The 22,165-nt window shown below is 39.0% G+C and carries 18 protein-coding genes and 1 pseudogene; 7 read left to right on the forward strand and 12 right to left on the reverse strand.

What is annotated here, in order from left to right; all coding sequences use genetic code 11:
- The first annotated feature begins 126 nt into the window (after window positions 1-126).
- Window positions 127-741 (forward strand): carbonic anhydrase, encoded by a 615-nt coding sequence (locus tag MMP60_RS06810; RefSeq protein ID WP_241335567.1) that lies wholly within the window; start codon window positions 127-129, stop codon window positions 739-741.
- Window positions 742-774: 33 nt separating this feature from the next.
- Here MMP60_RS06810 and MMP60_RS06815 read toward each other — a convergent pair whose 3' ends face one another.
- Window positions 775-1,398 carry an arylesterase gene (locus MMP60_RS06815; RefSeq protein WP_241335741.1) on the reverse strand — a complete coding sequence of 208 codons (624 nt, stop codon included), beginning with the start codon at window positions 1,396-1,398 and terminating at the stop codon, window positions 775-777.
- Between the two features lie 42 nt (window positions 1,399-1,440).
- Here MMP60_RS06815 and MMP60_RS06820 point away from each other — a divergent pair, with 42 nt between their 5' ends.
- Both MMP60_RS06820 and MMP60_RS06825 read left to right on the forward strand, forming a co-directional pair.
- Window positions 1,441-2,145, forward strand: coding sequence for an ABC transporter ATP-binding protein (locus tag MMP60_RS06820; protein WP_241335568.1), 705 nt, complete (start codon window positions 1,441-1,443; stop codon window positions 2,143-2,145).
- Entirely contained in the window at window positions 2,142-4,634 is a 2,493-nt protein-coding gene (locus MMP60_RS06825) for an FtsX-like permease family protein (RefSeq protein ID WP_241335569.1), read from the forward strand. Before MMP60_RS06820 ends, MMP60_RS06825 begins: the two co-directional genes overlap by 4 nt.
- Here MMP60_RS06825 and MMP60_RS06830 read toward each other — a convergent pair.
- Window positions 4,631-5,436 (reverse strand): annotated as a pseudogene (locus tag MMP60_RS06830) (rhomboid family intramembrane serine protease). The gene MMP60_RS06825 and the pseudogene MMP60_RS06830 overlap by 4 nt on opposite strands.
- Before the next feature lie 72 nt (window positions 5,437-5,508).
- Between MMP60_RS06830 and mtgA the strand changes: the two are divergent.
- The gene (mtgA, locus tag MMP60_RS06835; protein WP_241335570.1) at window positions 5,509-6,183 is read left to right on the forward strand and encodes a monofunctional biosynthetic peptidoglycan transglycosylase; all 675 of its coding nucleotides are present in this window, start codon (window positions 5,509-5,511) and stop codon (window positions 6,181-6,183) included.
- 113 nt (window positions 6,184-6,296) lie between these two features.
- Window positions 6,297-8,375: a polyphosphate kinase 1 gene (gene ppk1 / locus MMP60_RS06840; RefSeq protein ID WP_241335571.1), complete on the forward strand. Its 2,079-nt coding sequence runs from the start codon at window positions 6,297-6,299 to the stop codon at window positions 8,373-8,375.
- A 44-nt stretch (window positions 8,376-8,419) separates the two neighbouring features.
- On the opposite strand, the gene MMP60_RS06845 is transcribed toward ppk1, so the two are convergent.
- Together MMP60_RS06845 and MMP60_RS06850 are read right to left on the reverse strand one after the other, a co-directional pair.
- Window positions 8,420-9,463: a nitronate monooxygenase gene (locus tag MMP60_RS06845; RefSeq protein WP_241335572.1), complete on the reverse strand. Its 1,044-nt coding sequence runs from the start codon at window positions 9,461-9,463 to the stop codon at window positions 8,420-8,422.
- Between the two features lie 118 nt (window positions 9,464-9,581).
- Window positions 9,582-10,283, reverse strand: coding sequence for a VIT family protein (locus MMP60_RS06850; RefSeq protein WP_241335573.1), 702 nt, complete (start codon window positions 10,281-10,283; stop codon window positions 9,582-9,584).
- A 231-nt stretch (window positions 10,284-10,514) separates the two neighbouring features.
- On the opposite strand from MMP60_RS06850, the gene MMP60_RS06855 reads away from it, so the two are divergent.
- Together MMP60_RS06855 and wecB are read left to right on the forward strand one after the other, a co-directional pair.
- Window positions 10,515-11,729, forward strand: coding sequence for a hypothetical protein (locus MMP60_RS06855; RefSeq protein WP_241335574.1), 1,215 nt, complete (start codon window positions 10,515-10,517; stop codon window positions 11,727-11,729).
- Window positions 11,730-11,731: 2 nt separating this feature from the next.
- On the forward strand, window positions 11,732-12,859 hold the full coding sequence (gene wecB / locus MMP60_RS06860) for a UDP-N-acetylglucosamine 2-epimerase (non-hydrolyzing) (RefSeq protein WP_241335575.1): 1,128 nt from the start codon (window positions 11,732-11,734) through the stop codon (window positions 12,857-12,859).
- 41 nt (window positions 12,860-12,900) lie between these two features.
- On the opposite strand, the gene MMP60_RS06865 is transcribed toward wecB, so the two are convergent.
- The 8 genes from MMP60_RS06865 to MMP60_RS06900 all read right to left on the reverse strand — a co-directional run bounded on the left by MMP60_RS06865 (window position 12,901) and on the right by MMP60_RS06900 (window position 22,157).
- Window positions 12,901-13,803, reverse strand: coding sequence for a hypothetical protein (locus MMP60_RS06865; RefSeq protein ID WP_241335576.1), 903 nt, complete (start codon window positions 13,801-13,803; stop codon window positions 12,901-12,903).
- Window positions 13,781-15,628, reverse strand: a complete 1,848-nt coding sequence (locus MMP60_RS06870; RefSeq protein WP_241335577.1) for a hypothetical protein — start codon at window positions 15,626-15,628, stop codon at window positions 13,781-13,783. The genes MMP60_RS06865 and MMP60_RS06870 overlap by 23 nt, the downstream gene beginning before the upstream one ends.
- Window positions 15,629-16,879: a glycosyltransferase gene (locus MMP60_RS06875; RefSeq protein ID WP_241335578.1), complete on the reverse strand. Its 1,251-nt coding sequence runs from the start codon at window positions 16,877-16,879 to the stop codon at window positions 15,629-15,631.
- Window positions 16,866-17,771: a hypothetical protein gene (locus MMP60_RS06880; protein WP_241335579.1), complete on the reverse strand. Its 906-nt coding sequence runs from the start codon at window positions 17,769-17,771 to the stop codon at window positions 16,866-16,868. The genes MMP60_RS06875 and MMP60_RS06880 overlap by 14 nt, the downstream gene beginning before the upstream one ends.
- The gene (locus MMP60_RS06885; protein ID WP_241335580.1) at window positions 17,772-18,521 is read right to left on the reverse strand and encodes a hypothetical protein; all 750 of its coding nucleotides are present in this window, start codon (window positions 18,519-18,521) and stop codon (window positions 17,772-17,774) included.
- A gap of 180 nt (window positions 18,522-18,701) precedes the next feature.
- Window positions 18,702-20,144, reverse strand: a complete 1,443-nt coding sequence (locus tag MMP60_RS06890) for a deoxyribodipyrimidine photo-lyase (RefSeq protein WP_241335581.1) — start codon at window positions 20,142-20,144, stop codon at window positions 18,702-18,704.
- A 121-nt stretch (window positions 20,145-20,265) separates the two neighbouring features.
- The gene (locus MMP60_RS06895; RefSeq protein WP_241335582.1) at window positions 20,266-20,748 is read right to left on the reverse strand and encodes a peptidylprolyl isomerase; all 483 of its coding nucleotides are present in this window, start codon (window positions 20,746-20,748) and stop codon (window positions 20,266-20,268) included.
- 122 nt (window positions 20,749-20,870) lie between these two features.
- Window positions 20,871-22,157, reverse strand: a complete 1,287-nt coding sequence (locus MMP60_RS06900; RefSeq protein ID WP_241335583.1) for an NAD(P)/FAD-dependent oxidoreductase — start codon at window positions 22,155-22,157, stop codon at window positions 20,871-20,873.
- Window positions 22,158-22,165: the final 8 nt, after the last annotated feature.

The raw sequence follows: 22,165 nt of genomic DNA on the forward strand, positions 1-22,165 counted from the left end.
AGATTTTCTACTATTCATATAAGTAAAAAATAGATTAGCGTGGTGAGAGTTTCTATTTTTGTCAGTGACTTTCCACCATGTGCACATTAAACTGCTTACTTATGTCAATCATAAATGGATGCACGCATGCTCACCGCGCAACAAGCTTTAGAACGTTTAAAAGTTGGTAATGCTCGTTTTGTGAAAGGGGAAGCCACCCAACAAAATCAACTTACTCACCAAGAGCGCGCTTCATTGGCAGGAGAACAAAATCCTTTTGCAATTGTTTTAGGATGTTCAGATTCACGTGTACCTGCGGAAATGGTATTTGATCAAGGTTTAGGTGATTTATTTGTTATCCGTGTTGCAGGAAATGTCGTTGCACCTTCGCAAGTTGGAAGTGTTGAATTTGCAGCAGAACGTTATGATTGTGCAGTAGTCGTGGTATTAGGGCATAGTCATTGTGGTGCGATTCAAGCAACCATTGATACTCTAATGAATCCTGATCAACCGCCATCATCAAATTTGATGTCGATTGTGAACCGAGTGCGTCCTTCAGTAGAAATTTTGATGCAAACTGACTTAAAAGATGATTTGAAAAAATTATCTGCACATGCAGTTCGCTCAAATGTATTTGCTTCAGTTAATCAATTACGTCATGGATCAACCGTGTTAGAAAACTTAATTGAAAAAGGTAAAATGATCGTGGTTGGGGCAGAATATTCGCTTGAAACAGGTGAAGTGACGTTCTTTGATTTTTAATTAAAATCGAAGACTCTAAAAAATAAGAGGTGCCTAAAGGGCACCTTTTATATAGGGATAAGCCAAATTTAACAGGATAGGTTGGGCTTTGGCATTTGGGTGAATTTGATCGTTTTGGATTAAGTGTTTATGTCCTGCGACACCTTCAAGGAAGAAGGGAAGTAATTTGATTTTAAACTGCTGACTTACAACTTTATAATTATTTTCAAAAGCGGTGCTATAGGCTGTCCCATAATTTGGTGGTATTTTCATACCGAACAGTAAAACATTGGCTTTCTGTTTTTGGCTGAGTTGTACCAATTGAGCTAAATTTTTTTGAATCATTTGGGGCGGTTGACCACGTAAGCCGTCATTGCCACCTAACTCAATCACAACAATTTCAGGCTGATAAGTTTGCAATAATTTAGGCAATCTTGCTAGCGCACCACTTGTGGTTTCACCACTGACACTTGCATTGACCACTTTATGTTGTTTCGGATACTGTTGGTCTAAGCGTTGTTGTAACAAGTGAACCCAACCTTGCTTTGTATCTATACCATAACCGGCACTGAGGCTATCGCCCAAAATTAAAATAGTCTTTGCTGAAACGAGTGTTGGTAATACACCAATTGTAAGGATTCCAATGGTTTTAGATAGCAACAAGATCATTTTAGATATTTGCATCGCACTTCAAATTTGTCCTAAAGGATACGTGACATCATGCCACAACCGATTATTTCTGCCCAAAAAGTTACACAAAATATCCAAATTAATCAGCAAAGTTTAACCATTTTGAAAAATATTGATTTAGATATTTATCAGGGAGAACAGATTGCGATTACGGGGCGTTCAGGTTCTGGCAAATCAACATTATTAGGCATTTTAGCGACGCTTGATCGACCGAGTATGGGTGAGTTATGGGTCTGTGGACAAGCGGTACATACCTTAACAGAAGAACAGCGTGCCCAAGTTCGCTTAGAAAACATTGGTTTCGTGTTTCAATCTTTTCAGCTTTTACCGCAGCTCAGCGCACTCGAAAATGTGATGTTACCCTTACGTTTGCAACCTGATTTCAATTTTAAACAAGCTGAAAAAAAGGCATTACAATGGTTGGAACGTGTTGGATTAGTTCGTCAGGCACAACAAACACCTAAAGTTTTATCGGGTGGTGAGCAACAACGTGTTGCAATTGCGCGAGCATTAATTGCTGAGCCTAAAATTATTTTTGCAGATGAACCGACAGGTAATCTGGATGGACAAACCGCAGCAGAAATTGAGCAACTGTTATTTGATTTAAACAAAGAGTTAGGAACAACTTTAATCCTTGTAACGCATGATCAAAGTTTGGCAGCCTTGTGTCAACGACATGTCAAATTGCTTGATGGTCAAATCCAAGAAATTGTAAAAGTGCAGGAGGGCGTATGAGTTCAGTCCTGAAACCACTGCTTTTGCAAAGCTTCCGTACAGGAGGATTGTATTTACTGATCATTGCTCTGTCTTTGGCAATCAGTGCCACCACGGCATTAAAATTTAGTAATACTCAAGTCCAAAATGCAGTTTCATTGCAAGCTGCTGAAATGCTAGGTGCAGATTTAGTCTTGTCTGATAATGACCCTATTCAATCAAACTGGGTGCAAAAAGCCCAACAACTCCATTTAAAGCAAACACCTGTCACCTTGTTTGGATCAATGGCACATACGCAAGATCAATTTGTGGTGGTCAATGTTAAAGCTGTCGATGAACATTTTCCGCTGCGTGGTAAATTAGAGATTCAACCGAGAGCGAAATCGATTCAACAAGGTGAAGTTTGGTTAAGTCCAAGAGCAATTGATCTATTAAAAGTAAAAGTGGGGGATCAGGTTGCAATTGCTGATGGCAAGTTTAAGGTAACAGGTATTATTGAGCATGATTCTAATCAGGAATTGGGCTTTTCAGGTTTTTCACCGACCGTTATTATTCATCAAGCAGATATTGCGAAAACGAATGCCATTCAGGTTGGGAGTCGTATTGATTATCGTCTGTTGATGGCGGGTGAGCCAAAACAAGTCGAAACATTTAAGACCCTATTTAAACAAGAAACCAAGCATGAATCTGATCCCAAAGTTGATCAAAATCGTGGTCAGCAAGCAGACAATAGTGAACAAAGTTCATTGAAATTACGGGATGCAAGCCAATCCAATACCCGTTTGATGAAACCCATTGAAAATCTGGATACCTTTCTACAGCTTGCCAACCTTTTAACGATTCTGTTGTGTGGGATTGCGATTGCTTTAACCAGCCAACGTTATGTGCAACAAAATCAGGATCATATTGCCTTGATGCGTTGTCTTGGTGCGAGTAAACAACAGATATTAGTGGCATATATGATATTGCTTGCGATTGTCAGTACCTTATCAATTGTGATTGGAAGCTTAATTGGAATCGCGTTGGGGTATGGTTTGTTGCAATTAATGTTGCAACTGATTCCACAATTGCAACTCAGCTTTGCCATTGCTGATTTGCTTATGGCATTACCCATTGCCATTTTTACCAGTGTCATGGTGTTGATTGGTTTCATTTTGCCAAGCATTTGGGAATTATTGAATACACCACCGATTCGTGTCATTCGTCAGCAAGAGCGTTCACGTAAGTCCTACATTATGATGTTTAGTGTCGGTATTGTGAGTTTGGTCATCTTTAGTTTGGTGCTGAGTGATAATTTAAAATTAAGTTTATCAGTCTTATCTGCCATCTTAGTGCTTTGTTTGGCTCTGTTTATGGTGATTTGGTTTGTATTGAAAGCGATTAAACAGCTCAAACATCCCTTATCTGCTTATGTTCGAATTCCGCATCAGACGGCTTTGCAAATTACCGCGCTTGCATTAGGTCTTAGTTTAATTACGGTATTGAGTGTTTTAAGAACTGATTTATTAGAGCGTTGGCAGCAGCAATTACCTGAAGGTACACCGAATCAGTTTGTCTATGGTCTGCCACCATTTGATATGCCACAGTTTAAACAGCAGCTTGAACAAAATAATTGGCAATCAACACCTCTATATCCCAATATTCGGGGGCGTTTAATTGCTAAAAATGGTCAGGCTTTCAGTACTGAACTGATTCAACAAAATAATTCCTTACGCCGTGAACTGAATCTGACTCAAGCGGAGCTTTATCCAAAAGATAATCTTATTACTCAAGGGAATCCAAAGTTCACCCAAGTTGGGCAAGTGTCGGTAGAAGAAAAATTGGCTACTGAATTAGGGATCAAAGTGGGGGATCAACTGAGCTTTAGCTTGCCCGAAGGGTCGCTGGATGCCAAAGTGATTAACCTACGTTCAGTCGAGTGGGAAAGCTTTAGTCCTAACTTCTTCTTTATCTTTTCCCCACAAAGCATGGATGAAAATGCAGGAAGCTATTTAGGCAGTTTTTATGTGCCTGCTACAGATCAGCCAAAAATGGTGCAATTGATTCAGCAATTCTCCAATACTGTATTTATTGATGTTGGACGTGTTTTAGATGAAGTGAAACGTTTGATGAATATATTGGTTCAGGTTGTGACAGTACTGGCAATATTGGTTGGTTTGTCAGGTATCTTGGTTTTAATTGCATGTTTGAATGTTTTAATGGATGAGCGCCGAAAAGAAGTGGCGTTATTACGTTCGTTTGGTATTGCAAAGAATAAATTAAAACAAATGCTCAGTTTAGAAATCGGTTTTATTGGATTGGTAGCAGGAATTGTGGCATGCCTTTTTGCTGAAGTAATTAGTGCGATTGCTAGTTATAAGATGCAAATGACAATCCAATTCCATCCTGAAATTTGGTTAATTTTACCCATGAGCATGATGTTGGTTTGTATGCTGATTGGTCGTTATCGACTCAGTTATTTATGTGATATTCCACCGTTACAGAGTTTGAGAGAGATGAACCAATCTTAAAAACTTAACTGGTTTTGACGCAGGATTTCACTCCATAAGGGATGAAGTCCTGTGCTTAACTCATTACAGTAACTATAAAATGCAGCAAGCATAAGCGTTCCTACGATCAAAGCAACGATTTGGACTCTGCTTTTCTTATGAGCTTTTTGGCTAAAATACCATGCGATTGCAAGTAATACACCCATGATCATACCGCCGATATGGGCTGCATTGTTGATGCCTGAAACCGTAAGACCGAAGATAAGGTTAATCCCCATTATCATTAATAGTGATTTTTTATCTAACAGAAACGTTGCTGGGGTAACGGTGGAAATAAAGAAGCTGCCGTGAGTGCAGCACCTAAACCCATCACTGCACCTGAAGCACCTGCACTGATATGTGGAAGTAGCTTCGGATCAAAATGTTGTAATAATTCATAGCCATCACGAATGCTGAGATAACTTGAAAGTACGTTGCCCATTAAACCTGCTAGAAAATACAGACCAATATAATAACCACGACCAAACAGTGGTTCTGCAATACTTCCAAAGATATACAGTGCCCACATATTCAGCATTAAATGAATTAGGCCAAAATGGAAAAACATACTGCTAAACAAACGTTCAGGTTGCCCTGAAAAGGTCAATGGTGGAAAATCTGCACCCCAAGCAATTGCATCCACAGGGGAAGGATCGGTAATATTCACACCTGAAAGTATTTGCCAACCAAATAATCCAACATTGATTGCAATTAACAAGGCTGTAAACCACCATGTTTGTAGTTGCAATTTTTGAGTGATTTGTGGTGGAGTGGTTTCAGTCATATGTTTGTGCGAGTTATTACGATATAAAAATAGCTTAGCATGAATTTGTTGCCCAAGGAGCGATGCGCTTTAATGAAAGCCTTTTTAGCACGTGCAGTGATGTTGATTATCGGTATCATTCTACTGATTCAGCTTTGGATTTTTGGTAGTTTGGTTTGGTGGAGAACGCAGCCTGTTGAAACAACCATGTTTATGCGTTGGGACTACCTTACTGACTTTAAGCCAATTCAACAAGACTGGCGTGATTATGATGATATTAGTGACAACTTTAAGCATGCTATTTTGGCTGCTGAAGATGCTAAATTTATTCATCATCATGGCTTTGATTGGGCTGGTATTCAGTTTGCTTTGGAACGTAATAATGAAAAGGGTGAGGTGGTTGCAGGTGGTTCAACAATTTCACAACAGTTAGCAAAAAACCTATTTCTTTATAATAAGCGTTCATTCATTCGTAAGGGGCAGGAAGCTGTTGCAACATGGATGATGGAGCGGATGTGGTCAAAACGCCGAATTTTAGAGGTATATATGAATTCGGTCGAGTTTGGTCAAAACATTTATGGTGTCGAAGCTGCTGCACAATTTTATTATGGTAAAAGCTCAAAAAGTTTGACACGAGAGCAGGCGGCTTTCTTAGCGGCTTTACTGCCGAATCCTAAGTATTATCAAGATCACCGCAATGATCATAAGTTACAGTTTCGTAAGCGTGTGATTTTAAGATATATGAATGGTACACAAATTCCACAATAATTTAGTTAAATTAAAAAAAGCTCAAAATTTTTGGGCTTTTTTACCAAATTGACATAATTTTGCAGCATACTTAAAACAGTAACTTGATGAATGATAAAGCGACAAGGTTCAGTATGAATACTGCAGTGACGACAACAACGCCAATAGAATATACTTATAATGATCGATATATAAATCGCGAGCTTTCGATTCTCGATTTTCATTTACGCGTACTTGAGCAAGCCGTCGATCCACTTCACCCATTACTAGAACGAATGAATTTCCTGCTGATTTTTTCAAGAAATTTAGATGAATTTTTTGAAATTCGTGTCGCAGGAATGATGGAACAACTGACTTTAGGCAATGAAAGTCGTACGCCAGATGGTTTAACGCCGAAACAGGTACTCGATCAAATTTCTAAGACAGCACATGCTGCGATCGAACGTCAATATCGTATTTTAAATGAACAGATTTTACCTAAACTTCGTGAAGAAGATATTTGCTTCTTACGTCGCGGTGAATTGACCCCAGCACAATCAGCATGGATCAAAAAATATTTCCAAGAACAAGTCGCACCTGTTTTAACACCAATTAGTCTTGACCCAGCACATCCATTTCCACGGTTAGTCAATAAAAGCTTAAATTTTATCGTAACACTCGAAGGAAAAGATGCCTTTGGTCGTCAAATTGATCTTGCTGTTGTGCCTGCACCACGTTCTTTACCGCGTGTGGTACGTTTGCCTGATGAACTCACGGATGGCAAAGAGCATCATGTGATGTTATCTGCCATTATTCATGAACATGTTTCAGACCTATTCCCTGGCATGACAGCAACAGGTTGTTATCAATTCCGTGTGACCCGTAATGCCGATTTGGCCTTGAATGAAGATGTAGAAGATTTAGCAAAAGCATTAAAAGGTGAGTTAAGTTCTCGTCGTTTTGGACGTGCCGTGCGTTTAGAAGTGACGCATAATTGTCCAAAGCATATTTATGAATATTTATTGGATGAGTTCGATCTCAACGAAGAGCAACTTTATCGTGTAGATGGTCCTGTAAATTTAGCACGTTTATTGTCTAATTTTAAACGCCCACATTTGCGTTATGATTCGCATACACCTGTGATTCCAAAAGCATTTAAAAAGTCAGAAAGTGTTTTTGCTGCAATGCAAAAACAGGATATTTTATTACATCATCCATTTGAGTCGTTTGCACCTGTGATTCAACTGTTGCGTGAAGCGGCACGTGATCCACAAGTGTTGGCAATTAAACAAACACTTTATCGGAGTGGTGCAGACTCAGAGATTGTGCAAGTTCTTGCTGAAGCTGCACGTAACGGTAAAGAAGTCACTGCTGTGATTGAGTTGCGCGCTCGTTTTGATGAAGAGTCAAATATCGAAGTTGCCAATGTGCTGCAAGAAGCGGGTGCTGTCGTTGTATATGGTATTGTCGGCTATAAAACCCATGCCAAAATGATTTTAGTCGTGCGCCGTGAGAATAATAAATTGGTGCGTTATGTGCATTTGGGTACAGGTAACTACCATGCGACCAATGCACGTATTTATACCGATTATGGTTTAATGACGACAGATAAAGATCTGTGTGAAGATGTACATCGTATTTTCCAAGAGCTGACAGGCATGGGAAAAATGGCGAAGCTGAAAAAGCTGCTGCATGCGCCATTCACATTACATGCACAATTGATCAACTATATTGATGAAGAAATTGCCAATGCAAAAGAAGGCAAAGCTGCACAGATTATTGTGAAAGTGAATGCTTTAACGGAAGTGCAACTCATCAATAAATTGTATGAAGCTTCACAAGCAGGCGTACAAATTGATCTAATTATCCGCTCAATATGCTGTCTACGTCCAGGTTTACCGAATCTTTCAGAAAATATTCGTGTTCGTTCGATTGTCGGGCGTTTTTTGGAACATACTCGCGTTTATTATTTTAGTAATAATGGCAACCCACGTATTTATTGTTCGAGTGCGGACTGGATGGATCGTAATCTATTTAATCGTGTTGAGGCATGTTTCCCGATTGAAGATCCTGCACTGAAAAAGCGTATTTATCAACTTGGTTTAATGAATTACCTTAAGGATAATCAGCAAGCGTGGTTATTGCAGGGAGATGGCAAATGGGATCGTGCCCAGTTAGCCGAGGGTGAAGTTCCCCATAATGCACAACATACCTTGCTTGAAGCGATTAAATAAGCCTAAAAAACCGACTTTAATGTCGGTTTTTTCTTGTGCTATCATCACTTGGTTTTGATTTCTAAGACCAACTGATTGACTAAATCAGCAGCTTCTAATTCTCTAATTTGTGACACATTACTACCTGCCCAAAATGCACCGTAGCTAAAATCATTCTGCATATTTGCGATGCTCATAAGCTGTTTAGCTAGGTCATACGTATAAGGATATGCGGGTGTTTTAGGTCGGTTTGGCAAATCAATTTGGGTATGCCAAGTTCCAACTAGACCACGAGCAGGACGACCCGATAAACTGGCACTGATCTGGGTGATCGTTTGACTAAATAAAGCTTTTCGATAGGCTGCGTGAGCACTCGAACTTTTGCATTGTACAAATGCTGTACCTAATTGCACGGCAGCAGCACCTTGCTTCAACATAGATTTGGCTTGATCACCATTCATAATACCGCCTGCTGCCACGACAGGTAATTTGCAATGTGTTGAGATCAGTTGTACAAGATCACTGGTTTTAATGGCCGCATCAAAAGTTTGATTGAAAATACCTCGGTGTCCTCCAGCCTCAATGCCTTGAGCAATAATAATATCAATGCCAGCAGCTTCGATTGCCTGAGCCTCAATGAGATTGGTTGCAGAAACCATCGTGATAATTCCAGCTTGTTTTAATGCTTGAATTTGATGTGGATGAGGAATTCCAAAATGGAAACTCACGGCTTTTGGACGTGTTTCAAGTACGACATTGAGGAAATCATCATTATCTAAAAAGCTTGGATAAATACAATTCAATTGAGTTGGAGGTTCTGTCCCAAATTTTTCAAACTGTGGACGAATATAGTCAATCCATTGTTGGGTGATTTCAGGATCAAGTTGTTCTGATTGATGGCAGAAAAAGTTTACTTGAAATGGGTGATCAGTCAGTTCTTGGGTTTTTAAAATCTGAACTTTTGCCGTTTTTGCTGAATTCGCACCTAACCCTAAAGCGCCGAAAGCACCTTGATTTGAAACTTCGGCAGCCAGTTCTGGTGTTGAAACCCCAGCCATTGGAGCAAGGAAAATAGGATGTTTTATTTCTAATAATTCTAAAATTGACATGCTTATATGCTCTTTAAATTTTTAATCACCTTAACGTAAAAACAAAAAGTCTTGCAAACAATAACCACTATTTAATTATTGAATACAGATGTGATTTTTAAAGTGAAAATGAGTGATCTTAAATGGCTGCCACGTGGAAGAGCGAGCCGACCCAACTTGAAAATGCCATTGCAAGAATACCCCATAAAGTAATCCGTAAACTGCCTTTGAGCATCGAGGTTCGAGCAAAATAACTGGATAATGCACCCAATAATGCCAATGACACGATACCTGTAATTAAAACTGAACGTGCCACCCAAGTGCTTGGGCTGAGTAAGATGGCAAGCATTGGAAGTACAGCACCACAGGAAAAGGACGCTGCGGAAGAGAGTGCGGCTTGAATAGGATTTGCCGCAGTATTTTCATGGATACCAATTTCATCTCGTGCATGTGCTCCGAGTGCATCATGTTCAGTTAGTTGAGTGGCAACTTCATGTGCCAATTCAGGGTTTAAACCTCTCGCAATATAAATTTCTGTCAGCTCTTTAAGTTCCGCATGTGGGTTTTTTTCAAGTTCTCTTGCTTCAAATTTTAAGTCTGATTTTTCAATATCTTCTTGAGATTTAACCGAAATATATTCTCCTGCTGCCATCGAGGTTGCACCAGAAATAAGCCCTGCAATACAGGTGACTAACAATGTTTGTGAACTCGCACCACTTGCTGCCATCCCCATAATTAAACTTGTGACAGAAATGATGCCATCATTTGCGCCAAGCACTGCTGCACGAAGCCATCCTGAGCGTTGAATGACATGGAGTTCTGGGTGATGTGACAAAGACATAATTGATCTCTTCTTATGAAAATAAAAGCAATCATCGGGATAAATGGAAGAATCATTCTTGTCAGAATTTTATGACGATTCATCAACTTAACTTACTTATAAAGTAACTTATTTTAACGATAGCACCATAGTGATTTAGTTATTATATGTGAATAGTTGAATACTTTTAATTTGAATGAAATGGGTTTTTTATACGCCAATCTTATTGGTATTTTTGAGCTGAGATCTGCGATGAATAATTCGAAAAATAAGCTGTTGATCCATACACTCTTTATTCTTGGTGTTATGTTTCCTCTACAGCATGCGGTCAGTGCGGAACTCGATTTTGTAAAAGAAGGTGATGCGGCATATAAGCCTGGTCACCCAATTTATGATCGTTGGGATAAATTTTATAAAATTGAGCAAGATCAGCCTGAAGATGCTGAAAAGATTCTGGTGGAGCTTGGGCAACTTACACCACAAGATATTAAGGTTTGGAAGAGTTTGACTTATCTGCAAATTCGTTTGAATAAGCCAAATGAGGCGATCAAAAATGTTCGTAAAGCTGAGCTACTTGCACCCCAAGATCAACAGTTAAAATTACAAGAAGCTTATCTGCTTAATCAACAAAATAGAAATACTGAAGCATTGGTGATTTTTAAAAATTTAAGCACTTCATCTGATGCTGAAATTGCCACTAAGGCACAACAAGCTGTGCGAAATTTAAGTGGTTCAACTGTTAAATCAACCTTTAAAGATATTTATTTTGCGCCATCTTATGAGTCTCGTTATGACGATTTCATTTTTCCGCTAAAAATGCGTTATGGTAAAAATTTAGAGGGTGGACGAGCGCAAGTTTATGGTTTCTTAAATTTGAATCGTGACACAAAGTCAAAAGGTGGCGTGCGCCCAGAAATTATTGATGAGAATGTGGTTACAGTCGGTGTCGGGGCAAATTATCAGCCGTGGCAATCTCTACCGATTCGCGCATACTTAGAAGTTGGTGGTAGTTATGATTTGATTGATCGTAATCGTGATAAATTCCGTGAGAGTGTTGTTGGTGGTGTGACAGGCTATCAAGAATGGTATGCCAACCCAAGCATCGAACAGCGTACAGTGTGGAATGATTATTTTACTGATCTATATGGCAATGTTGCGAGCTACTCACGTGAAGACTATAACGTGATTGCCGATCTCAGATTACGTTCTGGTTTAAATGTCTATCGTGGCGAAGCAGGTACAGTCCAAGCATATGGCAAACTACATACTTTAGCCGATTCCAAAGGTGAAAATTACAATAACTTATTTGAATATGGTGTTGGTGTGGCTTGGCAACCATTCAATTATGTCCCCGTAAAATTAAGGGTCGAACGTTTGTATGGTGATTATTTTAAAAATGCTTTGTCTGATGGCACTGAGAATTATAACAACACGCGCACAGAACTGGTGTTTTATAAGGATTTCTAAGAATGAAAAAATTAATATCGATTGTGTTTGGAACTCGACCTGAGTTGATTAAATTAGCCCCTGTTATTTTATTGGCTCAACAAGATACACGTTTTCAAGTTGAAGTTATTTTCACGGGGCAGCATGATGAACTTGTTCGAGATGCTATTGAGTTCTTTCAAATAAAAATAGATCATCGTTTAAAAATGATGAATGCAGGGCAAAGCCTAAATCAATTATTAATACAGGGCTTAAGCCAATTAGAAAATATTTTTAATGACGGAAAACAGCGTGATGCAGTGATCATTCAAGGTGATACAACTACAGTTCTTGCTGCTGGTTTAGTTGCATTTTCAATGAAAATCCCTGTTGCTCATGTGGAAGCTGGTTTGCGTTCCTATGATTTAGATCACCCATTTCCTGAAGAAGGAAATCGACAGTTAGTGTCCAGAATCAGTACATGGCATTTTGCACCTACTGAGCAATCGAAACAAAACTTACTTCTTGAAAATATTCCATCTGATGCGATAACGGTGACAGGTAATACTGTTGTGGATGCAGTTTATCTAGGTCGAGATTTAATCCATCAACAACGTACACAACCCAATCAATGGCAACAACAGGGTTTAAATTTTCCAAAAGATGCCCGTGTGATACTCATTACAGCACATCGTCGTGAGAACTTCGGCGAAGGTATTCAAAATATTTGTAATGCTGTTGAATATTTAGCTCATCAACATGCAAATGTGCATTTTGTTTGGCCTGTTCATTTAAATCCTGCGGTACATGATGTGGTTTATGCTCAGTTCGCAGCGCATGCGCAAATACATTTGGTGCAACCTTTAGATTATCCAAGTTTATTGGCGGTGATTGATCGTGCTGAGTTTATTTTGACGGATTCAGGTGGTATCCAAGAGGAAAGTCCATCATTCCACAAACCTGTTTTAATCTTACGTGAAACGACTGAGCGCCCTGAAGTTGTCACGGTTGGTGCTGGAATTTTAGTGGGAACAGATCAAGAAAAAATTGTGAGGGAAGCCGAAAGATTGCTGATGGATCAAGTGCATTATACGGCTATGGCGCATGCACCAAATCCGTTTGGGGATGGTAAAGCATCACAACGGATTTTAGATCAGATTGCTCAAGCCTAGTTTGATGGTTTTAACCATGATTCAAGTCGAATCATTTTCATTTATGTCGTGGTTTTCAAAGGTGAGCCATATTTGAGTTGATACCATAAAGCGACGGCATAAACAGTGACACGGTTCATATAATGTGGGCCGTCAAATATGTAAACTTTTTGCCCTTCGTATGCTTTGAGTTGTTCAATCACTTCCCAAGGGTAGGCAGAACGAAATTTGCCTTCTTTAACAGGTCTAAAAGCTTCTAAAACAATAATCACATTTTCTTTGCCAAATTCTTTTTGTAGCTCATCTAATGTTGCTCTTGCCTCTTGAGGTGATCGAGTGCCAACACCGACACCATCTTGAAAAAATACGCCAGTTTGAGGTGGTAACCAACTTTTTAACCATGCATCTAAGTGTTTTGGCGTTTGTTCCGCACTGTAAATACTGACCCAGATTGGTTTTGGTAGCGTTCGAATGGCTTTGGCGAGATCGTCTACACATAACCATGTTGGGTCAGCTTCGATTGGTAAGTAATAGCCTTTTAAGGGAATGGATTTTGTCTTTTCAATAATTTGTTTGGAGTCATCGGCAAGGGTTAATACATTAGACCGAGCAATTTTTTCATTATATTCACCTGCTAAACCTAGAATAATATTTTTTGCCCACGGTTCTTGATTAAGTTGTTGAAGATTTATATTTTTTTCCCATTTTGGAAAGTTTATATCATGATCAAACCAAGATTTAGATTCAACGACTGACCATTGAGGAACGAAAGTCGTTACCCCTAACAAGTCCCAGTTTCCTTTAGGGACAGTCGTTGCTAAATCTGGCTGCCAAAACATTCCTTCAATTTGAGGGGCATGTAAATCTGTTTCAATATGGTGTACGCAACCACCGACTAACAATAAAGTCGCTATAGTTAAACTGATTAGAATTGATGTTAATTTATTCAGCCTTTTTTTGATCATTCAGTCGTTTTCGCCAATACCAAAGCAAGATTGCTAAGATCATGATAGCAGAGATCGTCATGATCAGGATAAAGAAAGAGGATTGCTGCACCAATGGCGCTTTTTGATTGCCGACAATAATTTTCTGCAAGGTAAAAATTTGTCCATTTTCTGCGATCAAAATTTTACTTGCATTATTTGGAATCTTAGTTTGAATTTTTTCCCAAAGTTTGGTGAAATTTTGTGCGCCTTCTACAGAGTCAGTCACGATATCAAAGCGTTGATCATGAAAACTGACCAAAAAACCACGTGCTGTTGCAGGTGCATACAGAATGTCAGGATGCATCAGGACTTGCTGACGATAGATATTCGGATTGACTTGTATATTCAGTACTTCTGGTTTGGCTGTATCCACTTTAACAAGTTCAAGCGGAATTGGGCTGTTGGTCATTAGCATTCTTTTTGCAGTTTGGCTAATTGCGATAGCCATTTCTAAACTGCCTGAATTGTTATCAATTGCAATGGTTGGATGAGTTGCAAAGTTCATAGACAATGTTGCAATGCCATTTTTGAGTTTATGTGGGAGTTTAACGGTAGATTTTTTAGTATCAATCCATATTGAGCCTTTGGCATTCGGCAAACACTGAGCATTTACAATCACCGAGTTTTCTAGCTTCATGTCAAATGTTGTACTATTCGAAATAGTTTTCGCAAAGTAATTAAATTGTCTATTGACTGGATCAGAATCTAAATTTGCTGTTTTAAGACTACCTGCAAGCCCACCATCAATCCAAGTCGTAATATTTGAGCCTTCTAATAAGCCACTTTGTACGCGAAGTGCAATTTGACCTTGTAAAATATCAGTCGGTTGCCAAACTGCAGGGAAAGCTAAAAATAAGTTTTTCTCGGCTTGATTGAGTCGGAAATCATTAATGCCTAGATCAGCAAGTGTTTTAATCTCTTTGAGTTGTGCCCAAGTCGGTGCAGCCAGTTTATTGGGCAGAAAGGTTGCTGATGTATCAAGTTGCTGTAAATAATCCGTATTTAATAAACCATTGATTGCTGATACGAGTTTTTCAGGTTGATCATACTGAATGCGTAGTGTTGGGATTTCATTTTGAGCGCTAATTTGTACTAAAGTACCATTCGGTAATGCTGTTGCAGATTTACTAATCTCGATAAAAAAGTTTGCTGCTTGGTCTACAGGGGCATTTTGTTCATACCACTGAATTGGTGTTGCTGAGTTCCAAGCACTAATTAAGCGTCCTAACATGGATGCTTCATTCATATTAGTTTGATTGAACTTGATTACACCAATAAAGGGTGTGGGTCGAACAATCTGTGGGTTGAAAAGTGCATCAGGTAAATCTTTTAATTTATAGACAGGTCGATGTCTTAAATAATCGATTTGAGAATGATTGAGATAAGTCACTTGATCGACATCTTCACTACAGAAAGTAGTTCGGTCTGCTGCTGGAGAGGTTGGTGGAGAATACTGTTGTATAATAAAGTCAAGTCGATGAAAACCACTTTGACTCGCAGGAATGTTGAAATCTAGTTCCCCAGAGCCATTCAATGTGGTGTTATAAATAAGTTTATCATCGTATTTAACCAATAGAGTTGTAAAGTGCTCGGTGGAGTATTCACTGGTAAAACGGATGTTTTTCCATTCAGAGCCTTTACCCACATAAAAGAAATGAGGTTCTATCGTATATTTATTTGAGGTATTGATATTATTAAAAGTCCACGTATTCCATGTGTCAGCTAGGGTAAATACAGGCAAAGAGAGGGCGGCACTTGTGAGAAGAAGCTTTAAACTAGAGTGAGTGAATCGTTTAATTTTCATTTATTTTCTCTCTTTGCGACGTTCAGTTTTGTACCACTGTAATGAATTTCCTTGTATTTTATTTTTCAGCATGTCAAAAGCAGCTTTGAAAACAATGAATAAAAATATTTGGGAATAGGTTACATAGGATAGAACTGAGAAGAAATATAGTTGAGGTTTAGCCCTTTCCAGAGACAAGGTAAACCACATTTGTGCAACATATAAACAAAATGATAAGCCCCAAAGCAAGGTAAATGGTCCTGGAAGGCTAATGCCTGCGATACCCAAAACACCTAGAGTGAGGGTGATATGACTCCAAATCAGTGCAGGTACAAACAACACATAACACATAATGTTATTAAAAATTTCAACACCAATTGGAAAGGGTTTTCTTAAGGCAACTGGTAAATATTTACTGGTGACATAAAAGTTTCCTTGTGTCCAACGAGAGCGCTGTTTGATAAAGATACTGAGAGATGGAGGATCTTGTTGCCAACCAACGGCATAGGGAACCCACTTGATGCGCTTTTGCCCAAGAAAAATTCTAAAGCTCATTTCAGTGTCATCTACTAAGGATTTTTCATCGAAGCCGCCAAGTGTTTCAAGAGCATCTCGCCAAATCACATAGTTGGTACCCATGAGTGTTGATAGCTCAAAGCGTTGCCAACGACCACCTTGGAAAATCCACTGGAAAAAAATAAATTCAATGGCAATAAAACGGGTCAGCATACTGTCGCGCCAGTTACGGGTGCGAACTTTACCGTTGACCGCAACGAGTTTTTTGTCTGCCAATAAGGTTTGAGCAAGCAGCCTCACACAGTCTGGTTCAGGGGTACTATCTGCATCATAAACAACGATCAGTTCACCTTGTGCATGGGGTAAGCCATTATTTAAGGTTCGAGATTTACCTTTTCCCCCCATACCTTTAGGGACATTGACAATTTTAATGCATGGATAAATTGCCGCCATCCGCTCTGCAATTTCTAAGGTATTGTCTTTAGAGCCGTCATTAATCAGTAAAACTTCATAGGCGTGTGCAGGGTAATCCTGTTGTGCAATCGCATGTAAGGTCTCTTCGATCACAACACCTTCGTTATAGGCTGGAATTAAAACACTGAGAATAGGCCAGCGTTCAGGTATGGGGAGGTTTTCTAATTCTATTGCTGCATTTTTGGAATACTTCCATGCTTGGAAACTTAACCATGCCCAAAATGCCTGAGGAATCCAGATACCTAAAAAACCAAATAAGAAAAGAATATCAATTGCGGGCATTTATTCTTCTCCTACGGAAAATAGAAATAATCAGAATCAGTAATAATGTGCATCCAAGTAAGAGTGAAATCCATGAGATTGAGCTACCGAAAGTACTCAATAAACTTGGGTAACGTGTTGAAAGGATATAATCTAAAGGAATAATCACAGTACTCATGGCGATCATCGCGTAGCCAAAAATATTGGTTTCTACTTGATCAGGTGTACTTCTATAGTCGATATTATTGAGTGTCCACGAAATTCCAAAATGAGGATAACGGATATGATCTAGTGGTAGATCAATTGGAGGATTCACAATAATCTGATATCCAGCATTTTGTGATATATCGGTAGTTGCTTGATAAAAGTAATGTTGGTGATGTTGAATGACACGAGCAGGGATATTTAACTCATTTGGGTTTTTAGGCTGAATGATGTAATTTCCTGCAGGTTGGGCAATAATATTTTCATCCCAGCCTGTTTGAATAATGGCTGCCAAAGGTCTTAGACCAATTGCTGTTGAAAAGGTCGCTTTTGCCGCGAAATATTTGGAATGCTTCATTTGGTAAATAGCAATCGGAATCGCTCCCTCATTGACTGCTTTTTTAATTTTATAATAATTCAGGACACTAAAATATTCATTAGGCAGAATGACGCCTGGTTTAACACCATGCTCAATTAGGTTTCTAAAACTTTCTGATTGTAATTGGTCTACCGTGAAAATGGGCCACCAAGTTGACGTCTGTGGAAATAATTGGGGGACTGCCGATGCAGATTGAACTTGTGTCGATGCATCTGCGCTACTACGCTCAATTTGGCAATGGTAATACTGTTGGTAAAATTCCTGTAGCGTTGCGTCAGGAAAATGAGGTGTTGCAATCAGCATCCCACAAATATTCAAAATAACAGACATTTAAAAGACCTCCATTGTGATTGGAGATAGAGATTCAATATGCTGTTCAACCTTGAGTTTTAATACGCCAAGCTCTTGTAGCTGTTGAATACACAAAGGGTAAGCTTGATCTTCATCCTTTTCTGGTTCATGAATGACAATACTTTTGATTTCACTAAGTTCTTCGTCAATAAAATGGTAAATCACACTGTCACGTTCAGTAGATAAAATCTCCATGATTTTGTTCTGTGTTTCTTTCCAAACATCTTCACCTAGCATTTCTCGGATCAGAACCGTATTGGTGATTTGTGTTGTAATGACTTTATAGTGATCTTTGTGTGTCAGTTGTAAGAGTTTTCTGAGTTCAGCTTGAAAGTGTGCTAATGCGGTGAGAGGTAAAATATCATGTTGATAATTACGATCATAACTTTGAATCGCACGAAAACTTTTCAAAGCATTTTGAATATTATGGCGTATTGCACTTAAAAATATCGGAGCCATAGGAATAACAAATAATAGTAATAATTGTCTTTCGATATAAGTCTGATTGGCTAAATCAAGTGAGAAATAAACGGCCATGCTGATAAATGCAATCAGACCAACCTGTAATGCTGAACCAATATTTAGAAATGCACCTGAGATCAGTAACATGAGCAAAAAAATCCAGCTTCCTCGATAACTGGCAGGCAGCCACTCATAAGCAACAATACCCATAAAGACTTGAGCTGCGATAATCCATAAGACGAGGGCTGGTGCTGGATTTTTTTGCATAGCAATTTTATTTTAATAAAAGTGTTTTCTGATTAACTTAGCACCATATTACTGCGCGTTTGATTGTTTTATTGTTATTGATTTGGTGAAATGATTTTATAAACAGTAACATACAGTATGAATTGTTTATTTTTACGCTTAAAAAATGATAACTCAGCAAATCAACTGGGTGACATGATGTTAGAGATATGATTGAAAAGCTTCTATAGCACGTACTCTACTCATTTTTAGATCAACAATTGGTTTGGGATAATTTAAATTTCGAGTTAAATCTTTTAGATAAGGTTCATGAATTGTTTTAGCATCTAAATGAGCAAGTTCTGGCACCCATCGACGAATATAATCACCGTTTGGATCAAATTTTTGTGATTGGCTGACAGGGTTAAACACGCGAAAGTAGGGAACAGCATCCGTACCAGTAGAAGCACACCATTGCCAGCCTCCATTATTGGCAGCTAAGTCACCATCAATCAAATGCTGCATAAACCATTGTTCGCCTTTACGCCAATCAATCAATAGATTTTTCGTTAGAAACATGGCACAGATCATACGAACTCGATTATGCATCCAGCCTGTTGCAAGGAGTTGACGCATACCTGCATCGACAATAGGAATCCCTGTCTGACCTTGTTGCCATTTTTCCAAACCAACTCGGTCATCACGCCAATCAATCCGTTGGGTTGCAGCCTTGAACGGTAAATGTTTAGAAACTTGAGGAAAATCAAATAAAATATGTTGGTAGAATTCACGCCATAGAAGTTCATCGAGCCAAGTTTGTTGACCTTCAGATTGAATAATAAAGTCACCATGCTGTTGTCGAAACAAGGCTTGAATACATTGGCGAATTGAGAGTATGCCAATATTTAAATATGCAGAAAGTTGGCTAGTACCTGATATCGAAGGAATATCCCGAGATACTTTATAGTCGTTTAGACGCTCATTGACGAAGTGATCTAATAAATGAAGCGCATGTAGTTCACCAATTTTCCAAACGGACATCTTTGTTTGCTTGGTTTTTTCAGCATATTTGAGTTGGAGTTGATGCAGATTTGTCTGTGTTAAAGATGATAAATCTAATTCAATCGGCTGTTGAATTTCAGGAATTGGATAACATTGAGGCAAGCCATGCTGTAAGCGTTGGTAGCAGGTTTTTTTAAATGCACCAAAAACTTGGTAGGGTAAGTTTGATTGATTGCGTATCGAGGCAATTGGGAACAATGTCCGATCATGAAAAAGCACAAGTTCTTTTTGATGATGATTTAGCTGTTTTTGTACATCAGCATCACGTTTAAGTTCATGAACACCAACTTCAATATTGGCATAAATATGTTGGAAATTGATGAGTTGGATTAAATCTAAAAAGAATTTGGCAATATCTTTCCATAATGGAATGGTCTGAACGATTAATGGGATATTCAGTGTATCCAGTTGTTGTTTTAATTCTTGTAGTTGGCGGAGATAAAATTCGATTTTAATCGGAGCATCATCATGTTGTTGCCATTGCTCAGGCGATAATACAACGATTGCAATACATGAACCTGCCTGAGTCGCTTGCCATAATGCTACATGATCATGGATTCTTAAATCTTGGCGAAACCAAATCAGTTGATAAACGTTAGACATAAGATAAGAACCACTCAATTGATTAGCACGAAGCGAAGTAATTTTCTTATTTTACTGATGTCCATGTGAAGAAAAAGCAAAGCCGAGGCTTTGCTTTTTCTTATCTAATTCAAAAAATGAATTAGTGGTGGTGACCACCTGCACCGTGAACGTGACCATGATCTAATTCTTCTTGAGAAGCATCACGGATTTCAACGATTTCAACTTCAAATGTTAAATCTTGACCAGCAAGTGGGAAGTTTGCATCAACAACAATGTTGTCGCCTTCAACTGCTTTAACGGTTACGATTTGTACGCCATCATCAGTTTGAGCTTGGAATTGCATACCAGGTTGGATGTTATCTACACCTTGGAACATTTGAGCTGGAACTTCTTGTACGAGGTCTGGGTTGTATTCGCCATAACCTTCAGCAGCTGGAACATTTACTGTGAATTTTTCGCCAACAGTTTTGCCAGTAAGCGCATTTTCTAAACCAGGAATGATGTTGCCCGCACCGTGCAAATATGCAAGTGGTTCACCTTGAGATTGATCAAGTGTTTCACCCTCAGCGTTTGTTAAAGTGTAGTGGAATGAAACCACGTGGTTAAGTGCAATAGCAGTCATTTTGTTTGATCCATTCAATCAATTTAGGTGTATATCATAAAGTGAAAAATAGGTTTTGTTGACTATTTTCCACTTTTTGAAACTATTTCGTTATAGATAGGAACGAAATTGAAAATTTCAACTCAATAAAGTTTAATTTTTGGGCGGACGCGACGTGTGAGGAAATCTTTCATGGTGAGCATTCCTGCTTGGGTATAACCATGAATATTGGCTTGATGTAGTCGATACAAAGAAACATACATGGTTTTGGCAATAAACCCTTGCACACTCACATCACCCAGTAATTCTCCAACGGCTTGATTACGGCTTAAAGAAACCAAAGAACCTTTGTCACTGAAACTAAACATAGGTTGTTGAGCGCTTGATAAACGTGCGGCCATGGCATCGACTAAGAAGGTTGCTTGCTGACTGGCAACTTGGGCACGTGGACCGAGTGGTGGCTGACGTGCATCGAGTTGACAGTTTGCGCAGTCACCAAAGGCAAACACATTTGGATCAGAGTAAGTTTGTAGTGTGGCGTAGACCATCAAACGATTAATCTTGTCGCGTTTAAAATCTGTGAATGATTCGAGTACTTTAGGTGCTTTGACGCCTGCTGCCCATACGGTAATGTCCGAATGCAAGACATGACCATTGCTAAAATAGACATTTGATTCATCGACTTTTTGCACTTTATGTTGCGTCAGAATGTCGATGCCCATTTTTTGTAATTGTTTCGTACTATGTGCAGCCGTTTTTTCATTGAGTGCAGGCAAGATACGATCTGAGGCTTCGATCAAGGTAATCTTAACTTGCTTCGGATTAATTTTCTTTAACCCATAGCGATAAAAGTTCTTCGTGGTTTCAATCAGTTCAGCCGCTAATTCAACACCTGTCGCACCTGCACCAACAATACCAATATTTAAGGCACGCTCAGTTGCTTGGTTCTGCGCTTCAATATAGAGGTGGAACAAATCTTGTTGAAAGATATCGGCTTGTTTGCGGCTATCTAAGAAATGGCAATGTTCACGTACACCCTCAGTACCGAAGTCATTCGATACAGAACCGACAGCGAGGATGAGTGTGTCATAACTTAAATTTTGTATAACAGGGATATGTTCTTTAGAGAGTTGAGGAGGGGAAATGGTAATTTGCTTTTGGTTTTTATCTACCTCGATTAAAGTTCCGAGAATGAACTCAAAATCGTGTTTCTCTGCGTGAGCAAAATAGTTGGTTTGTTCTTCGTGAGGATTGAGAGAGCCGGCGGCAATTTCGTGAAGCAGTGGTTTCCATATATGTGTGAGGTTTTGGTCAACGAGCGTAATTTTGGCTTTATTTTTCCTGCCAAAACGTTCGCCGAGTTGTGTCGCAAGCTCTAAACCACCTGCGCCACCGCCCACAATCACGATATGATGTAAGGTTTTGCTCATGATTAACC

The sequence above is a fragment of the Acinetobacter sp. ANC 4805 genome (assembly GCF_022549495.1).
GTDB lineage: Bacteria > Pseudomonadota > Gammaproteobacteria > Pseudomonadales > Moraxellaceae > Acinetobacter.

Bases quoted from the DNA above. Each gene is read 5' to 3' on its own strand.
- MMP60_RS06810 (WP_241335567.1), top strand. From the start codon at position 127: ATGCTCACCGCGCAACAAGCTTTAGAACGTTTAAAAGTTGGTAATGCT.
- wecB (WP_241335575.1), top strand. From the start codon at position 11,732: ATGAAAAAATTAATATCGATTGTGTTTGGAACTCGACCTGAGTTGATT.
- MMP60_RS06885 (WP_241335580.1), bottom strand. From the start codon at position 18,521: ATGCAAAAAAATCCAGCACCAGCCCTCGTCTTATGGATTATCGCAGCT.
- MMP60_RS06865 (WP_241335576.1), bottom strand. From the start codon at position 13,803: ATGATCAAAAAAAGGCTGAATAAATTAACATCAATTCTAATCAGTTTA.
- MMP60_RS06900 (WP_241335583.1), bottom strand. From the start codon at position 22,157: ATGAGCAAAACCTTACATCATATCGTGATTGTGGGCGGTGGCGCAGGT.
- MMP60_RS06820 (WP_241335568.1), top strand. From the start codon at position 1,441: ATGCCACAACCGATTATTTCTGCCCAAAAAGTTACACAAAATATCCAA.
- MMP60_RS06845 (WP_241335572.1), bottom strand. From the start codon at position 9,463: ATGTCAATTTTAGAATTATTAGAAATAAAACATCCTATTTTCCTTGCT.
- MMP60_RS06825 (WP_241335569.1), top strand. From the start codon at position 2,142: ATGAGTTCAGTCCTGAAACCACTGCTTTTGCAAAGCTTCCGTACAGGA.
- ppk1 (WP_241335571.1), top strand. From the start codon at position 6,297: ATGAATACTGCAGTGACGACAACAACGCCAATAGAATATACTTATAAT.
- MMP60_RS06870 (WP_241335577.1), bottom strand. From the start codon at position 15,628: ATGAAAATTAAACGATTCACTCACTCTAGTTTAAAGCTTCTTCTCACA.
- mtgA (WP_241335570.1), top strand. From the start codon at position 5,509: ATGAAAGCCTTTTTAGCACGTGCAGTGATGTTGATTATCGGTATCATT.
- MMP60_RS06855 (WP_241335574.1), top strand. From the start codon at position 10,515: ATGAATAATTCGAAAAATAAGCTGTTGATCCATACACTCTTTATTCTT.
- MMP60_RS06850 (WP_241335573.1), bottom strand. From the start codon at position 10,283: ATGTCTTTGTCACATCACCCAGAACTCCATGTCATTCAACGCTCAGGA.
- MMP60_RS06890 (WP_241335581.1), bottom strand. From the start codon at position 20,144: ATGTCTAACGTTTATCAACTGATTTGGTTTCGCCAAGATTTAAGAATC.
- MMP60_RS06875 (WP_241335578.1), bottom strand. From the start codon at position 16,879: ATGCCCGCAATTGATATTCTTTTCTTATTTGGTTTTTTAGGTATCTGG.
- MMP60_RS06880 (WP_241335579.1), bottom strand. From the start codon at position 17,771: ATGTCTGTTATTTTGAATATTTGTGGGATGCTGATTGCAACACCTCAT.
- MMP60_RS06895 (WP_241335582.1), bottom strand. From the start codon at position 20,748: ATGACTGCTATTGCACTTAACCACGTGGTTTCATTCCACTACACTTTA.